This window comes from Streptomyces sp. NPDC044033 (assembly GCF_056434425.1).
In genome coordinates, this window is record NZ_JBWKFF010000002.1 from 598,026 (window position 1) to 621,424 (window position 23,399).

22 protein-coding genes and 1 pseudogene are annotated in these 23,399 nt (G+C 73.2%); 14 read left to right on the forward strand and 9 right to left on the reverse strand.

Features of this window, described 5'->3' with window-relative positions; genetic code table 11:
- Nucleotides 1–31 precede the first annotated feature (31 nt).
- Complete coding sequence (locus AC07AB_RS06220) at nt 32–811, reverse strand: 2,3-dihydro-2,3-dihydroxybenzoate dehydrogenase (protein WP_478560833.1); 780 nt, start codon at nt 809–811, stop codon at nt 32–34.
- Nucleotides 812–933: 122 nt separating this feature from the next.
- Nucleotides 934–1,917, reverse strand: a complete 984-nt coding sequence (locus AC07AB_RS06225) for an ABC transporter substrate-binding protein (RefSeq protein ID WP_478560836.1) — start codon at nt 1,915–1,917, stop codon at nt 934–936.
- A 144-nt stretch (nt 1,918–2,061) separates the two neighbouring features.
- Between AC07AB_RS06225 and AC07AB_RS06230 the strand changes: the two genes are divergently transcribed.
- From AC07AB_RS06230 to AC07AB_RS06255, 6 genes are all read left to right on the forward strand, one after another.
- A complete protein-coding gene (locus tag AC07AB_RS06230) occupies nt 2,062–3,165 on the forward strand; it encodes a FecCD family ABC transporter permease (RefSeq protein ID WP_478560839.1) in 1,104 nt (367 codons plus the stop codon).
- Complete coding sequence (locus tag AC07AB_RS06235; RefSeq protein ID WP_478560842.1) at nt 3,162–4,277, forward strand: FecCD family ABC transporter permease; 1,116 nt, start codon at nt 3,162–3,164, stop codon at nt 4,275–4,277. Before AC07AB_RS06230 ends, AC07AB_RS06235 begins: the two co-directional genes overlap by 4 nt.
- A complete protein-coding gene (locus AC07AB_RS06240; protein ID WP_478560845.1) occupies nt 4,274–5,131 on the forward strand; it encodes an ABC transporter ATP-binding protein in 858 nt (285 codons plus the stop codon). The genes AC07AB_RS06235 and AC07AB_RS06240 overlap by 4 nt, the downstream gene beginning before the upstream one ends.
- Nucleotides 5,132–5,140: 9 nt before the next feature.
- Nucleotides 5,141–5,818 carry a response regulator transcription factor gene (locus AC07AB_RS06245; RefSeq protein ID WP_478560848.1) on the forward strand — a complete coding sequence of 226 codons (678 nt, stop codon included), beginning with the start codon at nt 5,141–5,143 and terminating at the stop codon, nt 5,816–5,818.
- Complete coding sequence (locus tag AC07AB_RS06250) at nt 5,808–7,256, forward strand: sensor histidine kinase (RefSeq protein ID WP_478560850.1); 1,449 nt, start codon at nt 5,808–5,810, stop codon at nt 7,254–7,256. The genes AC07AB_RS06245 and AC07AB_RS06250 overlap by 11 nt, the downstream gene beginning before the upstream one ends.
- 227 nt (nt 7,257–7,483) lie before the next feature.
- Nucleotides 7,484–8,830 (forward strand): FtsW/RodA/SpoVE family cell cycle protein, encoded by a 1,347-nt coding sequence (locus AC07AB_RS06255; protein ID WP_478561580.1) that lies wholly within the window; start codon nt 7,484–7,486, stop codon nt 8,828–8,830.
- 138 nt (nt 8,831–8,968) lie between these two features.
- Here AC07AB_RS06255 and AC07AB_RS06260 read toward each other — a convergent pair whose 3' ends face one another.
- The 3 genes from AC07AB_RS06260 to AC07AB_RS06270 all read right to left on the reverse strand — a co-directional run bounded on the left by AC07AB_RS06260 (nt 8,969) and on the right by AC07AB_RS06270 (nt 13,245).
- Entirely contained in the window at nt 8,969–10,957 is a 1,989-nt protein-coding gene (locus tag AC07AB_RS06260; RefSeq protein ID WP_478560853.1) for a prolyl oligopeptidase family serine peptidase, read from the reverse strand.
- Nucleotides 10,958–11,027: 70 nt separating this feature from the next.
- Entirely contained in the window at nt 11,028–12,419 is a 1,392-nt protein-coding gene (locus AC07AB_RS06265) for a M20/M25/M40 family metallo-hydrolase (RefSeq protein WP_478560856.1), read from the reverse strand.
- Entirely contained in the window at nt 12,412–13,245 is an 834-nt protein-coding gene (locus tag AC07AB_RS06270; RefSeq protein WP_478561582.1) for a M55 family metallopeptidase, read from the reverse strand. The genes AC07AB_RS06265 and AC07AB_RS06270 overlap by 8 nt, the downstream gene beginning before the upstream one ends.
- 337 nt (nt 13,246–13,582) lie before the next feature.
- Here AC07AB_RS06270 and AC07AB_RS06275 point away from each other — a divergent pair, with 337 nt between their 5' ends.
- The 6 genes and pseudogenes from AC07AB_RS06275 to AC07AB_RS06300 all read left to right on the forward strand — a co-directional run bounded on the left by AC07AB_RS06275 (nt 13,583) and on the right by AC07AB_RS06300 (nt 17,920).
- Entirely contained in the window at nt 13,583–15,235 is a 1,653-nt protein-coding gene (locus AC07AB_RS06275) for a sensor histidine kinase (RefSeq protein WP_478561585.1), read from the forward strand.
- Between the two features lie 113 nt (nt 15,236–15,348).
- Complete coding sequence (locus AC07AB_RS06280) at nt 15,349–16,002, forward strand: response regulator (protein WP_478560859.1); 654 nt, start codon at nt 15,349–15,351, stop codon at nt 16,000–16,002.
- 62 nt (nt 16,003–16,064) lie between these two features.
- Nucleotides 16,065–16,352 (forward strand): annotated as a pseudogene (locus tag AC07AB_RS06285) (PhzF family phenazine biosynthesis protein); the annotation flags it as partial.
- Between the two features lie 123 nt (nt 16,353–16,475).
- Nucleotides 16,476–16,952, forward strand: a complete 477-nt coding sequence (locus tag AC07AB_RS06290) for a hypothetical protein (RefSeq protein WP_478560861.1) — start codon at nt 16,476–16,478, stop codon at nt 16,950–16,952.
- Between the two features lie 123 nt (nt 16,953–17,075).
- The gene (locus AC07AB_RS06295; protein WP_478560864.1) at nt 17,076–17,306 is read left to right on the forward strand and encodes a hypothetical protein; all 231 of its coding nucleotides are present in this window, start codon (nt 17,076–17,078) and stop codon (nt 17,304–17,306) included.
- Nucleotides 17,303–17,920, forward strand: a complete 618-nt coding sequence (locus AC07AB_RS06300) for a class I SAM-dependent methyltransferase (RefSeq protein ID WP_478560867.1) — start codon at nt 17,303–17,305, stop codon at nt 17,918–17,920. The genes AC07AB_RS06295 and AC07AB_RS06300 overlap by 4 nt, the downstream gene beginning before the upstream one ends.
- Before the next feature lie 192 nt (nt 17,921–18,112).
- On the opposite strand, the gene AC07AB_RS06305 is transcribed toward AC07AB_RS06300, so the two are convergent.
- The 3 genes from AC07AB_RS06305 to AC07AB_RS06315 form a co-directional block, all read right to left on the reverse strand.
- Nucleotides 18,113–18,241 (reverse strand): LPFR motif small protein, encoded by a 129-nt coding sequence (locus AC07AB_RS06305; protein ID WP_363129310.1) that lies wholly within the window; start codon nt 18,239–18,241, stop codon nt 18,113–18,115.
- 63 nt (nt 18,242–18,304) lie between these two features.
- Nucleotides 18,305–18,631 carry a plasmid stabilization protein gene (locus AC07AB_RS06310; protein ID WP_478560870.1) on the reverse strand — a complete coding sequence of 109 codons (327 nt, stop codon included), beginning with the start codon at nt 18,629–18,631 and terminating at the stop codon, nt 18,305–18,307.
- A 90-nt stretch (nt 18,632–18,721) separates the two neighbouring features.
- Complete coding sequence (locus tag AC07AB_RS06315; protein ID WP_478560873.1) at nt 18,722–19,438, reverse strand: diguanylate cyclase; 717 nt, start codon at nt 19,436–19,438, stop codon at nt 18,722–18,724.
- Nucleotides 19,439–20,117: 679 nt separating this feature from the next.
- Here AC07AB_RS06315 and AC07AB_RS06320 point away from each other — a divergent pair.
- Complete coding sequence (locus tag AC07AB_RS06320) at nt 20,118–21,302, forward strand: zinc-dependent alcohol dehydrogenase (protein ID WP_478560876.1); 1,185 nt, start codon at nt 20,118–20,120, stop codon at nt 21,300–21,302.
- 154 nt (nt 21,303–21,456) lie between these two features.
- Here AC07AB_RS06320 and AC07AB_RS06325 read toward each other — a convergent pair whose 3' ends face one another.
- Nucleotides 21,457–21,891, reverse strand: coding sequence for a DUF2795 domain-containing protein (locus AC07AB_RS06325; protein WP_478560879.1), 435 nt, complete (start codon nt 21,889–21,891; stop codon nt 21,457–21,459).
- Nucleotides 21,892–22,218: 327 nt separating this feature from the next.
- Here AC07AB_RS06325 and AC07AB_RS06330 point away from each other — a divergent pair, with 327 nt between their 5' ends.
- The gene (locus tag AC07AB_RS06330) at nt 22,219–23,373 is read left to right on the forward strand and encodes a baeRF2 domain-containing protein (protein ID WP_478560882.1); all 1,155 of its coding nucleotides are present in this window, start codon (nt 22,219–22,221) and stop codon (nt 23,371–23,373) included.
- Nucleotides 23,374–23,399 lie beyond the last annotated feature (26 nt).

Consider the following 23,399-nt stretch of genomic DNA (forward strand, 5'->3'; position numbering starts at 1 on the left):
CCGGGAGCGGCCGGGCGGGTATCACGGGGCGTCAGGCCCGCAGCGTCGCGCCGCCGTCGACGTAAAGGTCGTGCATGGTGATGTGGCGGGCCCGGTCGGAGACGAGGAAGGCCACGGCGTCGGCGATGTCGGAGGGCTCGGCGATGCGGCCGAGCGGGATGCCGACGCGGTAGGTGGAGGGGTCGCCGTCGATGACGCGCAGCGGCGCCTGCGGGTCGGTCCACATGTCGCGCTGCATGGCGGTGTCCGTGGAGCCGGGCGAGACGACGTTGCAGCGGATGCCGGTGCGGGCGAGTTCCAGCCCGAGGCACTTGGTGAACATGGTGGCGGCGGCCTTGGAGGCGGCGTACGCGGCCATGCTGGTGCGGGGCACGCCGGCGGCGTTGGAGCCGACGGTCACCATGCAGCCGGCGCGGCGCTCGCTCATGCGGCGGGCGGCGGCGCGGGAGGTGTGGAAGACGCCGGTGGTGTTGACGGCGAAGGTGGCGTTCCAGTCCTCGTCGGTGAGGTCGACGACGGGCGCGGTGTGCAGCACCCCGGCGACGTTGACGAGGATGTCGAGGGGGCCGGTGGTGCGTTCCACGTCGTCCATGACGCGCTCGACGGCGGCGCTGTCGGTGACGTCGGCGAGGTGGGCGGTGACGCGTGCCGCGCCGAATTCGGCTTCGAGCGCCTTGATGCCGCCGGGGGTCGCGTCGAGTGCCGCGACCCGGGCTCCGCGTTCGATCAGGGCGCGGACGACTGCCTCGCCGATGCCCTGTCCGGCGCCGGTGACCAGCGCGACGCGTCCGGCGAGTTCTGGCTGCTGCACGACGGTTTCCCCTCCTGGAAGTTAGGTAAGGCTAACCTAACATGGCTCTGAGTCCGGCGAGGCGTGGTGAGCGCCGCATCGACCGGCGCTCCGCCACTCCCCCAACCCGTGGCGCGGTCAGCTCACTTGGCCATGGCCTTCTGGATGTCGTCCAGCACCGACATGGCGGCCAGCGGACCGCCCAGGCTCGTCCACTTCGAGCCGTCGATCTCGGTGAGGTGACCGTCCTTGACCGCGCCCAGCTGCTGGTACGCCGGCTTCTTCTTCAGCGCCTCGAAGAGGTCCGCGTCCTTGCCCTTGGCCGCGAGGGTGCCGATGAACAGCCAGTCCGCGTCGATCTGCTTGATGTCCTCGTCGCTGATCGGCGTGGAGTGACCGGCGCCCTTCTGGTTCTGGATGCCGGGGCGCTTGAAGCCCAGGTCCCCCAGCACGTCGCTGATGAAGACGCCCTGCTGCATGACGGCCGTGCCCTTGCCGGAGTAGCGGGCGACGCTGACCGCCTTGCCGGCGTTCGCGCCGACCGCCTTCTTCACCTCGCCGGCCTTCTTGTCGTAGTCCGCGAGGAACTTCTTCGCGTCGGCTTCCTTGTTGAGGATCTTGCCGGTGAGGGAGAGCGCGGACTTCCAGCCCTTGTCCTTGCCGATCGTCACGACCGTCGGCGCGATGGTCCGCATCTGCGTGAGCACCTGCTTGTCGCTGATCTGGCCCGCCAGGATGACGTCCGGCTGGGCCGCGAGGACCTTCTCGACGTCCGGCCCGGTGACCGCGCCGACCACCGGAATCCCCTGCGCCTTGTCCTTGAGGTACTCCGGGGCGCCCTGCTGGCCGCGGCCGGCGGTGAGGCCGACCGGCTTCACACCCAGCGCGAGCGAGCTGTCGAGGTCCATCTCGCTGAGCACGACGACCTTCTTGGGGGCGGCCGGAACCTCCACCTGCGCGCCGGTGGCGTCGGTGACCCGGCGGGGGTCGCCCTTGGCGCCGTCCGACTTCGCGCTGTCCGTCTTGTCCTTGCCGTCCGAGCCGCAGGCGGTGAGGGCGAGCGCGGCGGCGACGGCTATGGCGGTCGCCGCGGTCAGCCGGGTACGCGAGGAACGGGGGGAGGACATGTGTGGATCTCCGAGCTCTGGGACAACATTTCGAGGACAAGAAGGTGGGACAACACATCGTGCGACACGAGGGCATGGCGGAGCGTCGGACACGTCGGCACAACCCGCCCGAGACCCCACCATGCATTAGGTTAGGCTAACCTCATGCTGGTTGCGCAAGAGGGCGGGGCCCAGATCCCCGCGCCACCCGACCCCGAGCCCCCGATATCCGACGGCTCGCGCGGCCGGGTCCGCTGGACGGCCCTCGCGCTCGTCCTGGGGCTCCTGGTGCTCGCCCTGCTCTCCCTGCTGATCGGCACCGGCAGCCAGCCGATCGGCCGCGCGCTCGACTTCCTCCTCGGCGACCCCGCCGCCCGCGCCGACGCCCAACTCCACCTGGCCGTCATGGACGTACGCGTGCCGCGCACCATCGCCGCCGTCCTGGTCGGCGTCGCCCTCGGCACCGCGGGCGCCCTCCTCCAGGCCGTCACCCGCAACCCGCTCGCCGAGACCGGGCTCCTGGGCGTCAATTCGGGCGCGGCGCTCGGCGTCGTCATCGGCCTCACCTACTTCGGCGCCGACTCCTCCTACGCGATGCTCGTCTGGGCCCTGGCGGGCGGACTCGCCGCCAGCGCCGTCGTCCTGCTGCTCGCCGCCTCCGGCCGCGCCGCCAGCGCCTCGCCGCTGCGGCTCGTACTGGCCGGATCGGCACTCGGCGCCACCTTCCACGGCGCGACCTCGTACGTACTCCTCGGCGCCAAAGCCACCTTCGACGAGTACCGCTACTGGACCATCGGCTCGCTGGCCGGCATCGAGACCTCCACCGCGCTCACCATGGCGCCGCTCGTCGCCGTCGGCCTCCTCGTCGCGCTCGGCTCCGCCCGCCCGCTCGGCGCCCTCGCCCTCGGCGACGACACCGCCCGCGCCCTCGGCCACCACCCGGGCCGGATCCGCCTGGTGGTGGCCGGCGCGGTCACGCTGCTCGCCGGGGCCGCCGTGGCGCTCGCCGGGCCCATCGCCTTCCTCGGGCTGCTCGCCCCGTACGCGGCGCGGACCGTGACCGGCCCCCGCATGGCGCCCCAACTGCTGCTCTCCGCCCTCATCGGCGCCAACGTGATGATCGCCGCCGACATCCTGGCGCGCGTCGTCATCCGCCCCTGGGAGACCCCGGTCAGCGTGCTGCTCGCCCTGCTCGGCGGGCCGCTGCTGATCTGGATCGCCCGGTCGAACCGGATGAGCGGCCTCGGCGCTTCGGGGGCCTCCGCATGACCGAGCCGCACACCGAGGTCCGTACGGCGCCCGATACACCCCTCACCCCGCCGGACAGCGTCGTGCTCCGCACCGGCACCCTGTCCTGGCTCTTCCCGCGCCGCACCGCGCTCGTCGGCGTCGGCCTCGCGCTCGTCATCGCCGTCATCGTCGCCCTCGCCACCTTCGCCAGCTCGACGGGGCTGAGCGCCGGCGACACTCTCGGCGGGCTGCTCGGCACGGGCGACCGCATGACGGTGATGCTGATCCAGGACTTCCGGCTGCCGCGCGTCCTCGTCGGGCTGATGGTCGGCGCGGCCCTGGGCGTCTCCGGCTGCCTCACCCAGACCCTGGCCGGCAACCGGCTCGCCACCCCGGACGTCATCGGCGTCAACGAGGGCGCGACCGCCGCCGTCGTCGCCTCCGTGGTCGGCAGCTCGACCGCGATGGTCGGCGACTGGTGGCTCGGCCCGCTCGGCGCGGTCGCCGCCGCGGTCGTCGTGGTCGCCTGCGCGGGCGGGGCGGGCACCCGCGGCTACCGCGTCCTGGTCGTCGGCATCGGCGTCTCCACTCTCATCGGCGCCATCACCAACCTGGTGATGTCCCGGCAGAACGACAACACCGCGGGCGGCGTCTTCCTGTGGAGCGTCGGCAGCCTCAACGGCCGCGACTACGGCGTCGGCAGACCGCTGCTGCTCTGCCTCGTCGTGCTCATCCCACTCGCCCTCATCGCCGGCCGCCGCCTCGACGTGATGCGGTTCGACGACGACATGGCCGCCGCCCTCGGCGTGAACATCCGGCTCGTACGCGGCCTCACCCTGGCCCTGGCCGTCGCGTTGGCCGGCGTCGCGGTGGGCATCGGCGGCCCGATCGCCTTCGTGGCCCTGGCCTCCCCCATCCTCGCGAGCCGCCTCTGCGGCCCCACCCGGGTGCCCATCGTGGGCTCCGCGCTGGTGGGCGCGGCCCTCATCGCCGCGGCGGACGCGCTCGGCCGCGTCATCGCCCCCGTCGAGATCCCGGTCGGCGTGGTCACCAGCGTCCTCGGCGGACCGTTCCTGCTGTGGGTCCTGATCAGCGGCGACGGCCGCTCGCGGGCCGCGAAACCCTCCCGCCGCTCCTCCAGAAAGGCATGACCGTGGCTGAGACCACCCACGACCTCGTCGTCGAACGGGTCGAGGCGGGCTACCCCGGCCATCTCGCCGTCCGCGGCGTCGACCTCACCGTGCCGGCCGGCCGCGTCGTCGCCATCGTCGGGCCCAACGGCTGCGGCAAATCCACCCTGCTGCGCACCATCGCCCGTCTCCACCAGCCCGAGTCCGGCACGGTGACGGTCGGCGGCGCCGACATCTGGCAGCTGAACCAGCGCCGGGCCGCACACCTCGTCTCGCTGCTGCCGCAGGCCCCGCAGGCCCCCGAAGCGGTCACCGTCGCCGGGCTCGTACGGTACGGGCGCCACCCCCACCAGGGGCTGTTCCGCCAGTGGTCCCGCGAGGACGAGCGGGCGGTGCGCGCCGCCCTGGACGCCACCGGCACCACCGAACTGGCCGGCCGCCGGCTCGACCGCCTCTCCGGCGGCCAGCGCCAGCGCTGCTGGCTCGCCATGGTCCTCGCCCAGGAGACGCCCCTCGTCCTCCTCGACGAACCGACCAGCGCCCTCGACCTCGGCCACGCCGTCGAGGTCCTGGAGCTCGTCCGCTCGGTGGCCGCCGCGGGCCGCACCGTCGTGATGGTCCTGCACGACCTGATGAGCGCCGCCCGCTACGCCGACACCATCGTCGCCATGCGCGACGGCGAGATCGTCGCCGACGGCCCGTCCCGGGAGGTCGTCGACGCCGCGCTGGTACGGACGTTGTACGGCATCGACGCCGACGTCCTCGCGGCCCCCGGCGACGGCTCCCCCGTCGTGGTGCCCGCCGCCCGTGCGTCCACCGCCCCCGCCCCCGCCCCCGCCCCCGCGACCGCCGGCCCCCGGACCACCCGAATGTAGTCTTTGCGGGTGCGCATTCTGGTGGTGGAGGACGAAGAGCGGCTGGCCGACACCCTGCGGCGGGGCCTGGCCGCCGCGGGCCACTGGGTGGACGTCGCGCATGACGGCCCGCGCGGTCTGGAACTCGCCCTGGCGCAGGGATACGACGCGCTCGTCCTCGACGTGATGCTGCCCGGCCTCGACGGCTACGAGGTCTGCGGACGGCTGCGCCGGCTGAAGGACCGCACGCCGATCCTCATGCTCACCGCGAAGGACGGCGAGTACGACGAGGCCGAGGGGCTCGACGCCGGGGCCGACGACTACCTCGCCAAGCCCTTCTCCTTCGTGGTCCTGCTGGCCCGGCTGCGCGCGCTCGGCCGCCGGGCCGGCCGGGAGCGGCCCGCGACCCTCCAGGCCGGCGACCTCGTCCTGGACGTCGCCGCGCGCGCCTGCCGGCGCGGCACGCAGGAGATCGAGCTGACCGCCCGCGAACTCGCCGTCCTGACCTGCCTGATGGCCGGCGGCGGCCGGCCGGTGGTCAAACAGGACATCCTGCACGAGGTCTGGGACGCCCCCGGCGACATCGACCCCAATATCGTCGAGGTCTACATCAGCTCGCTCCGCAAGAAGATCGACGCACCCTTCGGCCGCCGGGCCATCCGCACCGTGCGGGGCGTCGGCTACCGGGTGACGCCCGATGGCGGCTGACCGGGCGCACCGCCGGTTCCGCCGGTTCCTCCCCCGCACCGTACGGGCCCGGGCCACCGTCGCCGCGGCCCTCACCATGGCCATCCTCCTCGCCGTCGGCGGTGGCTGGCTCTATCTCGTACTGCGCCACAACCTCCTCGACAACGCCGCCGAACGCACCGAACTGGCCGCCCGCAAGACCGCCGCCGGGCTCGGCGCCGGGCCGGGCGGCGGCCACCCCTCGGCCGGTCTCCCCGAACCCGACGGCGGCGTCGACTCCGTCTTCGTCCTGGGCCCGCGCGGGCAGGTGCTCGCGGGCACCGGCCCCGACCCGGCAGCCCGCTCCGCCGGCCTCGCGGACTTCCGCCCGCCCGCCGGCCAGGACTCCTCGACCCGCGTCCTGTGCTGCGCGAAGGCCGCCGGCGGGCAGCGCAGCGTGGCCGTCGTCGTACGGGCCCCCTCCCCGCGGGGCGACCGCTACGTCTACGGCATCACCGTCCTCAACGACGTCTCCAACGCCACCAGCGCCCTCGCCCTGACCCTGCTGATCGGCGCGCCCCTGCTGATCGCCCTGACCGTCGGCATCGCCTGGGCGGTGACCGGACTCGCGCTGCGCCCCGTCGCCGCCATCCGCGGCGAACTGGCCGCCGTCACCGCCAGCGAACTGGACCGCCGGGTCCCGGACCCGGGCAGCGGCGACGAGATCGCGCGGCTCGCCCGCACCGTCAACGCCACCCTCGACCGGCTGGCGGAGGCGGTCGGCCGGCAGCGGCAGTTCGTCGCCGACGCCTCCCACGAGCTGCGCAACCCGATCGCGGCCCTGCGCGCCGAACTGGAGGTGGGGCTCGCCGGCTCCAGCGACCCCCGGCTCGCCGCGTCCGTACGGCAGGCGCTCGGCGACGCCGACCGGCTCCAGCAGATCATCACGGACCTGCTGCTGCTCGCCCGGCTCGACGCCCGGGTGCAGCGCCCGGACCAGGCGGTCGACCTGGCGCTGCTGGCCGCCGAGGAGATCGCGCGGCGCCGCTCGCCGCGGGTGCCCATCACGCTCGCCGCCGACGAGCCGGTTCCGGTCAGGGGCGACCAGGCGCAGTTGGAGCGGCTGCTCGCCAATCTCGTCGACAACGCCCAGCGGTACGCGCGTTCCGCCGTACGGATCTCCGCGGCCCTGGACCCGGCGACCGGCGAGGCGTCGCTGAGGGTGGCCGACGACGGGCCCGGCATTCCGCCCGGGTCCGCGGAGCGGGTCTTCGAGCGCTTCACCCGGCTGCACCCCGCCCGCGACCGGGGCAGCGGCGGCACCGGGCTGGGGCTCGCCATCGCCCGGGAGATCGCCCAGGCGCACGGCGGGACGCTGCGCGTCGAGCCCGCGCCGGACGGCGATCGCGGTGCGCGGCTGGTGGCCCTCTTCCCGACCGGCGCGGCCGACCGGCCGGGGGCGCGGCCCGCCCTTTCCTGAAGGCGCCCTCAGGAACCTCAGGTTCTCTTCAGCGGCCGTCCGCCATGATCGGAAGATGCCCGTACGGCCGTGGCTCCCGCGCGCCGTACTACCGCCAGAACCGGGAGGACGCCGTGCGTGGACGGAGCACCGAGCCCTTGGCCGTGACCGCCGCCGCGGGCTCGGACCCGGGCGCCTCCGGCGACGCGACCACCGCCGCCGGCCCCGCCGACGGGGACCGGGGCCGCATGCGCCGTGCCGCGTCCACGGCGGAGAGCCCCCGGCGCACCGAGGCGCTGCTGCTGCTCTTCGTCCTGTTCATCGTGACGTATGGCTACACCGACGCGGGGCTCGGCCTGACCGGCTCGCTCCCCGAGGGGCTGGCCGGCTTCGTCGCCTCGCAGGCGTGCTGCTCCCTGGTGGCGCATATCGCGGTGCGCCGGTTCGCGGCGCGCGCCGATCCGCTCATCCTGCCGCTGGCGATGCTGCTGACGGGGCTGGGGCTGGTCCTCATCCACCGGCTGGACCACTCCTACAAGGAGCGCTGGCACTCCGGCGCGATGGCGCCGGGCCAGCTGATATGGACCGTCGTCGGCGTCGGCGTGGCCATCGCGGTGATCGCGTTCCTCAAGGACTACCGGCGGCTCCAGCGCTATATCTACGTGACCATGGCGGCGGCGCTCGTGCTGCTCATCGCCCCGTCGCTCTTCCCGGGCGACTCCTACGGCGCGAAGCGGTGGGTGCACCTGGGGTCGCTCTCGTTCCAGCCGGGCGAGTTCGTGAAGATCATGATCGCGATCTTCTTCGCCGGGTATCTCGTCACGCACCGGGACACGCTCACCCTGACGGGCCGCCGCTTCCTGGGCATGCGGCTGCCGCCGGGCCGGCAGCTCGCCCCGATCGTCACGATCTGGATCGTCAGCCTCCTCGTCCTCGTCTTCGAGCGCGACCTGGGCACCTCGCTCATCTTCTTCGGCCTCTTCGTGGTGATGCTCTACGCCGCCACCGAACGCACCAGCTGGGTGATCTGCGGTGTGCTGATGGCCTCGGTCGGCGCGTTCGCGGTCGGTTCGACGGAGCCGCACGTCAAGGGCCGTATCGTCGCCTGGCTGCACCCCTTCGACATCTATCTGCCGCCCGACAAGCGGCCGCCGGGCCTCATCTCCGACCAGGCCGCGCAGGCGCTGTTCAGCTTCGGCTCGGGCGGCGTCAGCGGTACGGGCCTGGGGCTGGGCCACCCGGAGCTGATCCAGTTCGCGGGCCGCTCCGACTTCATCCTGACCAGCGTCGGCGAGGAGCTGGGGCTGGCCGGGACCATGGCCGTGATCGTGCTCTACGCGCTGCTGATCCAGCGCGGCCTGCGCACCTCCCTGCTCGCCAACGACCCCTTCGGCAAGCTTCTCGCCCTCGGCCTCGCCGTCACCCTCGCGCTCCAGGTCTTCGTGGTGACGGCCGGTGTCACCGGCCTGATGCCGCTGACCGGCAAGGCGCTCCCGTTCCTGGCCCAGGGCGGCTCGTCCATGGTCGCGAACTGGCTGCTCGTCGCCCTCATGATCAAGGTCAGCGACGGTGCGCGGCGGCAACAGGATCCATAGCGCGGAGCCCGGCGACCGGTTGGGGCCGGTCGTCGGCCGCGACGCGTGCGTACGGCTCTCAGCGCCGGTGCCGTCTCCCTGGCCGGGCGCCCGATGACCGGCACGCGCGCCGACCCGGCCGGGAGACGGCTCAGGCCCTCACTCGGCGAGCGGCAGCACCGGTACGCCCTCGGCGTCGAAGCCGAAGGTCTGCGCGTACAGGGAGAGTTCGGACTCCAGCGCCCGGATCATGGTGTCGGCGCGGCGGAAGCCGTGGCCCTCGCCCTCGAAGGCGAGGTACGCGTGCGCGATGCCGCGCCCCTTGAGCGCTTCGAGGAACCGCTCGCACTGCACCGGCGGGCAGATCGGGTCGTCCAGCCCCTGGAGGAGCACGAAGGGCGAGGAGAGGCGGGCGGCGCGGTGCAGCGGCGAGCGGTCGCGGTAGCGGTCGGGCACGTCGGCGAGCGGGCCGATCAGGGTGTGCAGGTACTGCGACTCGAAGTCGTGGGTGCCGTCGGACGCCCAGCCGACGAGGTCCAGGACGGGGTAGCTGATGGTGCCGCAGGCGTAGAGGCCGGTGGAGGTGAGCGAGGCGGCCGTCGTCCAGCCGCCGGCGCTGCCGCCGCGGATGGCGAGCCGCGCCCGGTCGGCGGTGCCCTCGTCGGCGAGCGCCTCGGCCACCGCGGCGCAGTCGTCGACGTCGACCACGCCCCAGCTCTCGCGCAGCCGGTTGCGGTACTCGCGCCCGTACCCCGTCGAGCCGCCGTAGTTGACCTCCACGACCCCGATGCCGCGGGAGGTGAAGTAGGCGATCTCCAGGTCGAGCACGAGCGGGACGCGGCTGGTGGGGCCGCCGTGGGCCCACACCACGTACGGCGGCAGCTCGTCGGCGGGGCCCACGTGGTCGGGGCTGTGCGGCGGGTGGACGTGGGCGTGGATGTCCCGGCCGTCCGGCCCGGTGAAGACGCGGATCAGCGGCTCCGGGTAGTAGGCGCGGTCCACGGGATCGGTGTGCTCGGCGGCGGCGACCCGGCTGCGGCCCGTGCAGGTGTCGAGCTCCACCATCTCGTAGGCGGTGCGGGGGGAGGCGGCGATGCCGAAGACGCGGGTGCCGCTGACCGCCAGCGTCGGGGCCCACTCCGTCCAGGGGCCCGGCGCGTCGACGAGTTCGCCGCGCCGCGGGTCGAGTATGCCCAGCGAGGTCGTGCCGCGGCCGTGGACGACGGCGACCGTCCCGTTCTCCAGCGGTGCGAACCAGCGCTGGCCGATCGCCCACAGGGGGCCGGCGAACTCCTCCTCGCGCGGGCAGACGGCGACGGCTTCGCCGGTGGCCGGGTCGACTCTGTGCAGGTTCCACCAGCCGGTGCGGTCGGTGGCGGCCAGCAGCGTTCCGTCGGCGGTCCATTCGGTCTGGGCGACGGCCTCGCCGGGGCCGCCCAGGACGGTGCGCGCGCCCGTGAACCCACCGCCCTCCGCGACCTCCGCGACGCGCAGCTCCGTGCCGTCCCAGGGCATCCGCGGGTGGTCCCAGGCGATCCAGGCCGCCTGCCGCCCGTCGGGCGAGAGCCGGGCGCCGGTGACGAACCGGTGCCGGTCGTCGGTCAGTTCGCGGACGGCGCCCCGGTCCTCGGCGGCGGAGCCGTCCAGCGGTACGGCCGCCAGCACCCGGCGCAGGTCGGTCGGCGCCTCGCCGGTGAACTCCTCCAGTACGCACCAGACTTCGCCCCGGTCCAGGTGGACGGTCGGGTCCACCCAGCGCAGGCCGCCGCCGACGGCCGAGACGGGGGTGAGGGGGCGGGGGGCGGCGCCGTCCGGGCCGTCCGGCTCGTAGGCGTACAGCCGCTGGTCGGCGAAGTCGCTGAAGACGATCAGCGGACCGCCGTGCTCACGCGGCGCGCCCGCCCACGGCCGGCCGCCGTACTCGATGACCCTGCTGCGGATGTTCCAGGGCGCGGCCAGCGGCGACTCCTCGACGCCGTCGGCGCGCAGTCGCATCAGGGCGCGCCGGCCGCCCTCCTCGGGGCGGGGCGCGATCCACCACACTTCGTCGCCGACCGTGCCCAGGAAGTCGGGCCGGCCGTCTCGCGACGCGGCGAGTGCGGCATCGATCGGGGAGGGCCAGGCTCCGTAGGGCGCCGTGGACATCATGATGGCTACGCCTCCTGTAGAGGGGGGACGGTGCGGGTCGAGTGGTCTGCGCCAGGGACTTCAGCAGGGCTCAGGCACGGTGTGGGCGGGCCGCGGGCGGGCTCGGGCGGCCCGCCCGCATCAGGAAGTCGTCGAGCACGCGGACGCCGAAGTGCAGCGCCTCGACCGGCACCCGCTCGTCCACGCCGTGGAAGAGGGCCTGGTAGTCGAAGCCTGCGGGCAGCTTGAGCGGCGAGAAGCCGTAACCGACGATGCCGAGCCGGGAGAACTGCTTGGCGTCCGTGCCGCCGGACATGCAGTACGGCACCACGTGCGCGGTCGGATCGAACTTCTCGATCGCCGCCCGCATGGCCGCGAACGCCGGGGAGTCGACGGGCGCCTGGAGCGGGATCTCCCGGTGCTGGAACTCCCACTCCACGTCCGGCCCGGCGAGCTGGTCGAGGGTGGCGTGGAACTCCTCCTCGCCGCCCGGCACCATCCGCCCGTCGACGTGGCCGACGGCGGTGCCCGGAATGACGTTGATCTTGTATCCGGCGTCGAGCATGGTCGGGTTGGCGCTGTTGCGGACCGTCGGGGCGACGAGCGCGGCGGCGGGCCCCAGCTTGCCGAGGAGCTGGTCGACGTCGAAGTCGGCGGCGTCCAGGTCGGCTTCGATGTCGTTGAGCGCGGCCAGTTCGGTGAGCGCGGCCCGTACGGTCGGGGTGAGGCGGACGGGCCACCGGTGGTCGGCGATCCGGGAGATGGCCGCGGCGAGGTTGCTGACGGCGTTGTCCGAGTTCACCTTGGAGCCGTGGCCCGCGGTGCCGCGCGCGGTGAGCTTGAGCCAGCCGGTACCGCGCTCGCCCGCCGCCACCGGGTAGAGCCGCTGCCCGCCGCCCGCGTGGAAGGTGAAGGCGCCGGACTCGCTGATGCCCTCCGTGCAGCCCTCGAAGAGGCCGGCGTGCTCCTCGGCCAGGAAGCCGGAGCCGGCGGTGGCGCTGTCCTCCTCGTCGGCGGTGAAGGCCAGCACGATGTCGCGCGGCGGCCGCACCCCGGCCCGCGCCCAGGCCCGTACGGTCGCCAGGATCATCGCGTCCATGTTCTTCATGTCGATCGCGCCGCGCCCCCAGACCACGCCGTCGCGGATCTCCCCGGAGAAGGGGTGCACGCTCCAGTCGGCGGGCTCGGCGGGCACCACGTCGAGATGGCCGTGGACGAGCAGCGCGTCCGCGCCGCGGTCGGCGCCGGGGATGCGCGCGACCACGTTCGTACGGCCGGGCTCCCGTTCCAGCAGTGTCGGCTCTACGCCGGCGTCGGCGAGGCGCTCGGCGACGTACTCGGCGGCGGGCCGCTCCCGGCAGTCGCCGCCGCCCCGGTTGGTCGTGTCGATGCGGATCAACTCGCGGGTGTAGCGCACCACCTCGTCGAGCGCCGCTCTGTCCACCCGGTCGTCGCCGCCGTCGCTCATGGAGTCCTCAGCCATACTGCTCCTCCACCGCGGCCGACACGACGGTGGTGACCGCCTTGAAGGCGCGGATGCCCTCGTACATGGTCGATGTGGTGTAGGCGACCCGGCGCTCCCCGGTGCGCTCCACGCCGGGCACCACGGTCGCGGCGCCCGCCAGGTGTTCGGCGTCGAACTCCAGCTCCACGGTGTGCGGTCCGGCCTGCACCGGTTCGTGCCGCCGCGCCAGGGCCGCGGCCTCCCGCGCCGCGGCCCTGATGTCGGACGCCGTACGCGCCGGGGTGCGGCAGATCGCCGCGTATCGCGACACGTAGTCCTTCACCGCGACCGAACGGGCGCGCGGCGCATAGCCCTTGGCGTCCTCACAGGTCAGGTCGTCGCCCGTCACCAACACCACGGGCACACCGTATTCGGCGACGACCAGGGAGTTCAGCAACCCCTCACTCGCGCGCGTGCCGTCCACCCAGACGCCGGTGATGGAATTGGCGAGGTAGGTGTGGGCGAGCACCCCCTCCGTACCGGCCCCGGTGTGGTAGCCGAGGAACGCGATGCCGTCCACGTCGCCGTGTTGCACGCCCTCGACCATGCTCAGGCTCTTGTGCTTCCCGACGAGCAGTTCGGCCCTCTCGTCCAGCTCCTCCACCAGCAGGTTGCGCATGGACCAGTGCGCCTCGTTGACGAGCACCGCATCGGCGCCCCCGTCGAAGAACCCGGCCACGGCCGCGCTCACGTCGGAGGTGAACAGATGACGGCAGCGCTCCCACTGCGAGGCGCCCGGCAGCACATCGGCCGGCCAGGTGACCCCGGTGGCGCCCTCCATGTCCGCGGAGATGAGGATCTTCACCATGCACCAGTCCTATCGCAGGTGGGAGGCTGTGCGCAGCAGTCCTGACGTCTCTTGACGGCATCAGTTGCGCGAGCGCCGGGCCATGCTCCACCCTAACCAGCCTCGGGTGGGCTCCGGGTGAAGGCGGGTGCGCGGTCCGTGCGGCGCCCTCCGGACGGCGAGGCGGTGCGACTTTCGTCGCCGTGGGCCGCGACCAATGGCTACTGCGGCCGTGAAGAGAGCCGCTTAACGTGGTCGCGTGAGACTTGTGAGACACGGGGGAAGCCTCGCGGAGGAACTGCGCCGGACCCCGCACCGGGCGGCCGGGCCGTTCCGGCGGCTCTTCGCGCCCGGCATGTGGACCGTCGGCCGCATCGTCGGCGAGGTGCTGCTGAGCCTGATGCTGGGGCTGCTGGCCCTGACGCTGGAGGACACGGCCGGGGAGGCCCCGCGGACCATCGCGGTGGCGGTCGCCGTCGCGCTGCTGTCACCGCTGCGCCGGGTGCTGCCCGCGACCGTACTGCTGCTGACCGCCGTCGGCTCGGTGGAGTTCTCGGGCCTCCTCCCCCTGGTCCCCGTCGCCGCCTGGTCGGCGGGGCGGCGGATCGCCGGGCACGGCCGGGCGACCGTCGTCTTCGCCGCCGCGTACTTCCTGAGCGTCAGCGCGTCCCCGCTCCAGGAGCCCTCCTACGCCTTCCTGTCGTCCCTGGTCTTCGGCGCCCTCCTGATGCTGGCCCTGACCGTGTTGCCCGGCCTGGTCAGCCGCTACTCGTCGCAGCGCCGGGCGCTGCTGGACGCGCTGCGCGACTACAGCGCCCAGTTGCTGCGCGAACGCGAGATGATCGCCGGGCAGGCCCGGCTGCGCGAACGGCAGCGCATCGCGCAGGACATGCACGACAGCCTCGGCCACCAGCTCGCGCTGATCTCGGTGCACACCGGCGCGCTGGAGGTCGACAGCGAGCTGACCGGGCGGCAGCGGGAGGCCGTCGGCGTCCTGCGGGAGGCGTCCGTGACCGCGATGCGCGAACTGCGCGAGGTGGTGGGGCTGCTGCGGGACGGCACGCAGGACCCCGGCCCGCCCAAGGAGGGCGGGTCCGCCGCGGGGGTCGTGGACGGCATCGAGGGACTGGCGCGGGCCTCCCGCAGCGCCGGTACGGACGTGGAACTGCGGCGCGCCGGCGAACCGCGGCCGCTCACCCCGGCCGCCGACCACGCCGCGTACCGCGTCGTGCAGGAGGGGCTGACCAACGCGCACAAGCACGCGCCGGGCGCGCCGATCGAGATCGCCCTGCACTACGACGCGGATTCGCTGGTCGTGGAGGTCGTCAACGGCCCGGCGCCGGCCGGGGCCGGGCGGGGCGCGGTGAGCGGCGGCCAGGGGCTGACCGGGCTCGGCGAGCGGACCCGGCTGGTCGGCGGCATGGTGCACGCCGGTCCGACGGCGGAGGGCGGCTTCCGGCTGGCGGGGGTGTTGCCGTACGCCCCGGCGGAGCCGGACGCGCCCGCCCCGGAGCCGCGGCCGGCGACGTTCGTCGATGCGGGGGACGACCTTCGGCGGCAGCACCGGACGGGCTCCCACGGTGACAGTGATCACGTCATCGGAGGGAACGGCCTGCCCAAGGAGCTGGCGAAAGCAGTGAACAGGAACAGACGGCGCGGGGGCTGGGCCCTGGGCTGCGGAATGACGGCGCTGATCGTCGTGGCCGCGGTCGTCTTCGGGGGGATCAAGCTCTTCGATCATGTGCAGCGGAGCACGATCGAGCCGGAGCAGTACGACGCGGTGAAGGTGGGGCAGTCCGAGACGGCGGTGCGCGACCGGCTGCCCAACGGCAAGTCCTTTCTGACCCAGGGGCTGACCAAGGGCGCCCCGCCGAAACCGGCGGAGAGCGAGTGCCTGAGCCTGCTGTCCATGGAGGACGCGGACGACGCGGACCACGACATCGTCTTCCGGTTCTGCTTCAAGGACGGCCGGCTGGTCGAGAAGAAGACGTTCGTGGTCAGGTCGTAGGCCCTCCCCATCCCCGGGGCGTCCGCTGCCCCGGGGCCCGGCGGGCGGTCCGGTCGGGGATGATGTCCCGGTAGCCGTACGTACGACCGACCGCTCAGGCCAGCAGGAGAGTAGTGATCAGGGTCCTCATCGCCGATGACGAACCGCTCATCCGCGCCGGTATCCGGATGATCCTCAACTCCGCCGACGACATCGACGTCGTCGCGGAGGCGGGGAACGGCCGGGACGCGGTGGAGCTGGCCCGGGCGCACCGCGCGGACGTCGTCCTGCTCGACATCCAGATGCCGGTCATGGACGGGCTCACGGCCCTGACCGAACTGCGCCGGGCCCGGCCCGACGCGCGGGTGCTGATCCTGACGACGTTCGGGGAGCAGGAGAACGTCCTGCGGGCCCTGTCGGGCGGCAGCGCGGGCTTCCTGCTGAAGGACTCGGCCCCGGCGGAGCTGATCGGCGCCGTACGGGCCGCGGCGGCCGGCGACGCCTACCTGTCCCCCGCGGCCACCCGGCACGTCGTGGACTCACTGGCCGCTGGCGACACCGGGCACCGCGCCGAGGCGGCCCGGAACCGGCTAGCCACCCTGACCGACCGCGAGCGGGAGGTCCTGGCGCTCCTGGGCCAGGGGCTGTCCAACGCGGCGGCGGCCCGGCGCATCCATATGAGCGAGGCCACCGTGAAGACGTACGTGAGCCGCATCCTGACCAAGCTGGAGTGCGAGAACCGGGTGCAGGCGGCCCTGCTGGCCCGGGACGCGGGGCTGGAGGGCTGACGGCCGGGGCCGGGGCGCAACGGCGCGGGAATACCCCCGATCTCCACGGGAGTTGCGCAGGCATGGCTGACACACGCACCGGCACAAGCACTGTCACGAGTGGTCCGCGGGTACTGCGCTACACCGCAGTCTCCGACGACCCGGCCGGCGGCAATCCGGCCGGAGTCGTGCCGGACGCGGCCGGTCTCGACGATGCCGCGATGCTGGGCATCGCCGCCGAACTGGGCTACAGCGAGACCGCGTTCCTCACGCCGCCCCCGGCGGGGACGGCGGACGTGTCCGGCCGTTCCTTCACGATCCGCTACTTCAGCCCGCTCGCCGAGGTCTCCTTCCGCGGGCACGCGACCATCCCCGCCGACGCGATCTGATACGTATATCCGTCTGCTCGTATCTGTCCACTTGTCGCATCGTCATGAGCCGTTGCCAGTCGGCGTGAGCCGTCACGCGTCGGCGTCACACAGGGGGGCTCGGCCATGAACAACGGCAGCATCGTCATCGGGCTCGTGATCGTCGCCCTGGTGATACGCCGGCAGCTGCGCACGCGGCCGGTGTACGGCGGCGGGCCGCTGCTTCTGCTGGGGCTGCTGGGCGCGCTCGGGGTCGTCGCGTTCTCTTTCGGCGTGGCCTCCGTCGTGAAGTACCACCCGTTGAGCCCCGCGACCATCGCCCTCACGGCGGCGAGCCTCGCCCTCGCGGCGGGGTTCGGGGTGGCGCGGGCCCGTACGGTGCGGGTGTGGCGTGCGCCGGAGGGCCGGGCGCTGCGCCAGGGCACGGTGGTCACCACGGCTCTGTGGCTCGTCTCACTGGCGGTCCACATCGGCATGGACCGGTGGATCGACCACACCACCGGGGTCGGGCTGCTCGGCGTCTCGACGCTCTACCTCTATCTGGCGGTGACCCTCGCGGTGCAGAGCCTGCTGGTACGCCGCCGGGCCGCGGCCATGGCCTGACCGGCCGGCCCGTACACCCCGCCGCGCGCCGGCCCGGCCGGTCGAACGGCGGACGCCGGGAGGCGAGCGGGACGAAGAGGCCCGAGAGTGGAGGGGACCACGCAGCCGATCGGGAGTGTGCGCATGGCTGAAGTCTCCGTTTCTCCTCCGCTCCTCCGGGAGAACGGGCTCGCCGACCGGGCGCCGGACCCCGCGCCATGGACCGGCGACGTGCACAGCGGCCGCGAAGTGGCGGCCATCGCCCGGTCCGTCCGCCGGACCGAGCCCCTCGGGCCCGTGCCGGAGGCCGCGGCGGCCCTTCCGCCGGAGGAGATCGCACACCGGCCGCGTGACGTGGAGGTCGTCTTCCCGTGAACACACCGTCCTCCTATTTCGAGGCCATGTACCAGGACACGCCCGACCCCTGGCACTTGGCGGAGCGCTGGTACGAGCACCGCAAGTACGAGCTCACCGTCGCCTCCCTGCCCCGGCGCCGCTATCGGCGGGCCTTTGAACCCGCTTGCTCCGTCGGGGAGTTGACGTCACGACTGGCGGCGCGCTGCGATTCCCTGCTGGCCTGCGACCGCGTTCCCTCGGCGGTGGAGAGCGCGTCCCGCCGCACCCGGGACCTCCCGAACGTCGAGGTGCGCCGCCTCACCGTGCCCGAGGAGTGGCCCGCCGGCACCTTCGATCTCGTCGTGCTCTCCGAAGTGCTCTACTACTTCGACTCCGACACCCTGGACCGGTTGCTGACCCGCACCGTCGACGCGCTGGAGCACGGCGGCACGCTCATGGCCGTCCACTGGAACCACCGGGTGGCCGCACACCTGCGTACCGGCGCCGAGCTGGCCTCCCTTCTCGCGTCCGTGCCGAGCCTGACCGTGACGGGCGAGCACTTCGAAGAGGACTTCGTCCTCCAGACGCTCAGCCGGCGGCTCCCGGACGGGGCCGCCCCGCCGTCCCCCGCCGCCCGCGAGGGCCTGGTGTGAGACAGCGCGCCGTCACCGTCGCCCTCGTCGTACAGGCACCGGCGCACACGAAGAGGCGCTGCTGCCGCACGCCTTGACCGCCCCGCGCATCGCCCGCGGGCGTTCCTCGCCCGCCGGGGGCCGCCTGACCGACGGCGGCGCGCGGAGCGGTCCCGGACGTCGGCCGCCCCCTCGCGAGGGGGCGGCCGGGTGTCAGTGCCGCCCGCGGGTGCTGTCCGAGGCGCCGCCGAAGAGGCGGGCGATGGCGCGGAACGGCAGGGTGACGACAGTGGCGATAGCTCCGCCGACGGAGCGTAAGACGTCCGCGATGGCCTTCAGCATGGCTGTTCCTCCAAAAGGTCGGCCGATGATGTCCCGCCGTACGGCGGTGACACGGCCGCCGGCTCAGCGGCCGACGGCTTTGCGGAGCTGTTCCTTGTTCATGGTGGAGCGGCCTTCGACGTTCTTCTTTTTCGCTTCCTCGTAGAGCTGGTCCTTGGTCGGACTCACGGGGCCCTTGTGAGAGCGTTCACCGCCGCGCTCCGAGGCGGATTTGGGATCGCGGAGCGATGCCTTGCCGGCCGTTTTGGCCTCTCCGGAACGGGCGCGCTCCTTGTTCACGGTGCGCGAGGCGATTTCCTTCGCGCGCTTTTCGGAGGTGCCGCGTTCCTCGGCCTGATCCTTGATGTGCTCGTACTGGCGCTCGCGCTTCTTGTTCGCACCTGCGGGCATGATGTCGCTCCTTGGTCTGAAAAGGCGGTTCGCGTGTTCTGGAAGGCGTTCAACTCCTGCCCTGCGGGGCACGGTCGCGCGTTTACCGCTTCACGCCCGAAAGACGCGAGGCGCGAGGCGCGAAAGGACCGGCAGCCGGCCGGGCCCGTCGGCCCCTTCCGTCCAGGCGGCCTCGGCCCTCTTGGCCGACCTGACGCACCGGAGCATCTCCTCCGCGTACGGCAGCGCGATGCAGGCGCCGATGGCCACCGCGAGCCCGCCGAGGTAGCGGGCCGGGAGGGGGCGCTCCTTGGGGAGCAGCTTCCAGTCGTCGCCGTGCGCGCCGCCGCGCAGCGCGGCGCGTACTTGGTCGGCGTGGAGGCAGGACGTGAAGGCCAGCGCCGTCAGCGGCAGCACCTCAAGGAAGCTGTGGATGTGCTGTTCCACCGGGCGTACCTCCCGCTCCCCCGTCGCCAGGCTCACGTCCCACAGCGCGGTGGCGCCGTGCACCACCGCCGCGCCGCCCATGACCGACAGGACGAGCGGGTTGATTCGGGCGAGCAGTCCCATCGCGACGGGGATGCCGGCCTCCGTCATCATCAGCGCGTGCAGCGCCGATTCCCGTACCCCGGTGGTGTCCTCGATGCGGGTGCGCCGGTGCATGATCCAGTCCGCCACCGCGGGCGCGAACCACAGCGGCACCACCCCGTACAGCAGAAACCGGCGGTTGACGTCCTCGGCCTCCACCGGGTGCGGTCGCACGGACAGGTCGGGCGGCTGCCGCCAGCGCCGCCAAGCGCGGACCACTGGGCTGTGACGAAGATCCATGACACCTCCGGGAACGTGTTGCCTGTGCTGCCGCGCCGCCGATCCCGACCTGTCCGCGGCCCGGCCGTCGACGGGTGCCCCGGGCGCCGGGCGTGACACCTCTCCCAGCCAATCAGCCAGTGCGGTACCCGGCATCCCGGACCGGTCGGCGAGGACCGGCGGCCCGCTGCCCGTGTGCCATGGGTACGCGCCCACCCCCTCGGTGACCCTGTGGTGTTCGAAGGCGACGCTCCGCATGCGGGGCCGACTGGGCGTCCGTAGGCTTCACCGTGAGCCATCCGGGCACTCGGAACGGGCGCGGAAAGCCGCCCGGCACGCGTCGGACCGCCCGCGCCACGAGCCAAGTGCCTCACGGCGAACGAGAGGAGCAGGAGTGTCCGCCTCAGAGTCCGACGGTGACCGCCGCCCTTCGTCCGACCGGTCCCGGCAGGCGCCCGCCGCGGCGACTCGGGACACCGGCGGACCGGCGTCCGCGGAAAGCGGTGCGACAGCGTCGGCACACGACGAGTTCACGCACCAAGACGACCGGACGGATCCGGACTGGAACATCATCCGCAGCGTGAACTGATCTCCCCTGCCGGACCCCGCCGGGGCCCGGCAGGGGAGCACGGGGGCCCGCCTCGGCGGGAGGGACCGCGGCGCGCGAGCGCCGCGGGGCAGACCCCACGAGGAGTTCGGCATGAGGGCAGTGACCTGGCAGGGCAAGCGGGACGTACGGGTGGAGACGGTTCCCGACCCGAAGATCGTCGACCCGACCGACATCATCGTGCGCGTCACATCGACCGGTATCTGCGGCTCGGATCTGCATCTCTACGAGGTGCTCGGGCCGTATATGGACCCCGGCGACATCCTCGGGCACGAGCCGATGGGGGTGGTCGAGGAGGTCGGGCCGGAGGTCACCACGCTGTCGGCAGGCGACCGGGTCGTCATCCCCTTCAACGTCTCCTGCGGCACCTGCTGGATGTGCGGGCAGGGCCTGCACTCCCAGTGCGAGACCACTCAGGTGACGGAGCGCGGTACGGGCGCGTCCCTGTTCGGCTTCTCCAAGCTCTACGGTCAGGTGCCCGGCGGGCTGGCGGAGCTGCTGCGGGTGCCGTTCGGCGACACGCTCCCCATCAAGGTGCCGCACGGCCCGCCGGACCAGCGGTTCGTCTACCTCTCCGACGTCCTGCCCACCGCGTGGCAGTCCGTCGCGTACGCCGCCGTCCCCGACGGCGGCACCGTCACGGTCGTGGGCCTGGGCCCCATCGGCGAGATGGCCGCGCGCATCGCCCTGCACCAGGGCGCGAGCCTGGTGATCGGCGTCGACCTCGTCCCCGAGCGGCTGGCCCGGGCGCGAGCCCGGGGCGTACGGACCATCGACCTCGACGAGCACGGCAAGGGCGTCGGCGAGGAGGTCCGCCGGCTGACCGGCGGGCGCGGCACCGACGCGGTCATCGAGGCCGTCGGCATGGAGGCCCACGGCGCGCCCGCCGTGAAGGCGGCGCAGCAGTTCGCCGGGCTGCTGCCGGAGAAGCTGGGCGAGAAGGTGCTGGGCCGCCTCGGGGTGGACAGCATGACGGCGTTCAACACGGCCATCGACGCCGTGCGGCGGGGCGGCACCGTCTCGCTGATCGGCGTGTACGGCGGCGCGATCGACCCCGTCCCCATGCTCACGATGTTCGACAAGCAGCTCCAGCTGCGCATGGGCCAGGCCAACGTCAAGCACTGGGTCGACGAGATCATGCCGCTTCTCGATGACGCGGACGTCCTCGGCGTGGAGGACTTCGCGACCCACACGCTGCCTCTGGAGGACGCGCCGGGGGCCTACAAGACCTTCCAGGCCAAGGAGGACGGCATGATCAAGGCGATTCTGCGGCCCTGACCCCGTCCCCCTCGGCCGTACTGTTCACGAGTCGTACGGTCCTCGACCGGCCGCGCTGTTCAGACGCGGTAGCGCTGTCCGGGCCCGGCCGCTTCGTACACCCCCGGCCGCGCTGTTCAGGCCCGGCCGCTTCGTACACCCCCGGTCGCGCTGTTCAGGCCCGGCCGGCCTCTGTCCCGAGGCCGAGCGACGCCGCGATGCCCTGGACGTTCTCGTATCGCTCTTCCTTGGGCAGCCGCTCGGCCAGGTCCACCAGCCGGTCCGGCGCGTGGTGCTCCCGCAGCGAATCCAGCACGGTGGACCGGTCGGCCGGGTAGATGCCGCGTCCGAGGTGCCGTGCGAGGTCCGAGCGGATCGATACATCCCGCTCGGTCATTCCCTGGGGTACGCCCGTGCCGGCGGAGGTGCTGCCGCCGAATTCGGCGGCGGGGTCGCGGGCGACGGCGGGCTGGTCCTCTCCGGAGGGCTGGAGTTCGTGCTCCTCGTCGGTCCGCAGCGAACGGTCGGCGGTCAATTCGCCGCGCAATTGCTTCTTCATCATGTCGTCCCGCGCGGGACCGGTCTTGTCTGCTCCGTGTTGCATGGCCATTTCCGCCTCCTGGGGTGCGGGCACATCTGCCCGATACGCCTGTCGGCATCGGCCGGACCCCGGTATCCGTACGTTCCACGGGCCCGGCTTCCTCACCCCTCCGGCCTAACAGTCATGCCGCGGACTTTCAACACCTGACCGGCGCCCCAAGGGAATTCCGCCCCGCGAGATGCCGAGTCCGCTCTCCGACATCGGCGCGGGACGGGATCTGTGGGCATTCCCACAGACATGTGTTGCAGTGGATCGAGAAAGGGAACCCGTGAGGGCGCTGGAAGATCCACCAAGGGCGCTGTGACACGCATCCGCAAATATCGAGGAGGAAGTGCCATGCAACTCTCATTCCTCAAGCCCGTCGGCGACCGGCCCGGCCCCTGGGCCTCGGTCTACATCGACACCACCCACAACACCGAGGACGCGGACAAGCGGCAGGAGCTGGCGGCCCGCGCCACCGCCGCCGAACTGCGCGAGCAGGGCGCGGACGACGCCACGGTGCGGGCGGTCCACGAGCGGCTGACCGCATCGGGCGACGAGGGGACGACGCCGTCGTCCGGGCGCGCCCTCTTCGCCGCCGACGGCGACGTCGTGCTCGATGTCCCCCTCCCCGGCGCTCCCGCCGCGCCGTTCGCCGCGTGGGGCCCGCTGCCCCGGATCGCGCCCCTGGTCGAGACCGTCGGGGAGGCGCCGGTCTGCCTCGTCGTCTCGCTGGACCGCACCGGAGCGGACTTCGCGCTGCGCGCCACCGGGAGCGGCGGAGGCGGCAGTGCCGACGCCGGGCACGTCAGCGGCGCCGACTGGCCGATCCACCGCACCGCCTCGGCGGACTGGTCCGAACGCCGCTTCCAGAACAAAGTGGAGAACACCTGGGAGCACAACGCCGGTGAGATAGCCGACGCCGCCGCCGAGGCGTTCGAGGAGAGCGGGGCCGACGTGCTGCTCCTGACCGGCGACGTCCGCGAGCGCAGGGCCGTACACGACAAGCTCCCCGAGCCCCTGCGGTCCGTGGCGTACGAGAGCGAGCACGGCGGGCGGGGGCCCGAGGCGGCGCACAACGCGCTCCTGGAGCGGGATCTCGCCCAGGTCCTGGCCGGTTACGAGCGCGACCGGGCCGCGGCGGCGATAGACCGTTTCCACGCGGGCGCGGAGCCCGTGGGCGGCACCGCCCCGTACGCGGCGGCGGGCGTTCCGGCGCTGGTCGAGGCGGCTCGGGAGCACCGGATAGCGACGCTGATCCTGGGCCCGCACGGCTCGGACGCGCCCCGCGAGGTCTGGGTCGGGCCGGACCCCGACCAGGTGGGGGTGCGCGCCTCGGACCTCCAGTACCTGGGCGAAGTGCGCCCGGAACCGGTGCGCGCGGACGACGCCCTGGTGCGGGCGGCGGTGGCGAGCGGTGCGGACGCCGTCATGGTGAGCGATCCGGCCGACGCTCCGTCGGGCGGCCTCGGGGCGGTCCTGCGCTGGACGGAGCCCGCACGCCAGGGCTGAGGGCCGCCGCCGATGTCCCCGGCCGG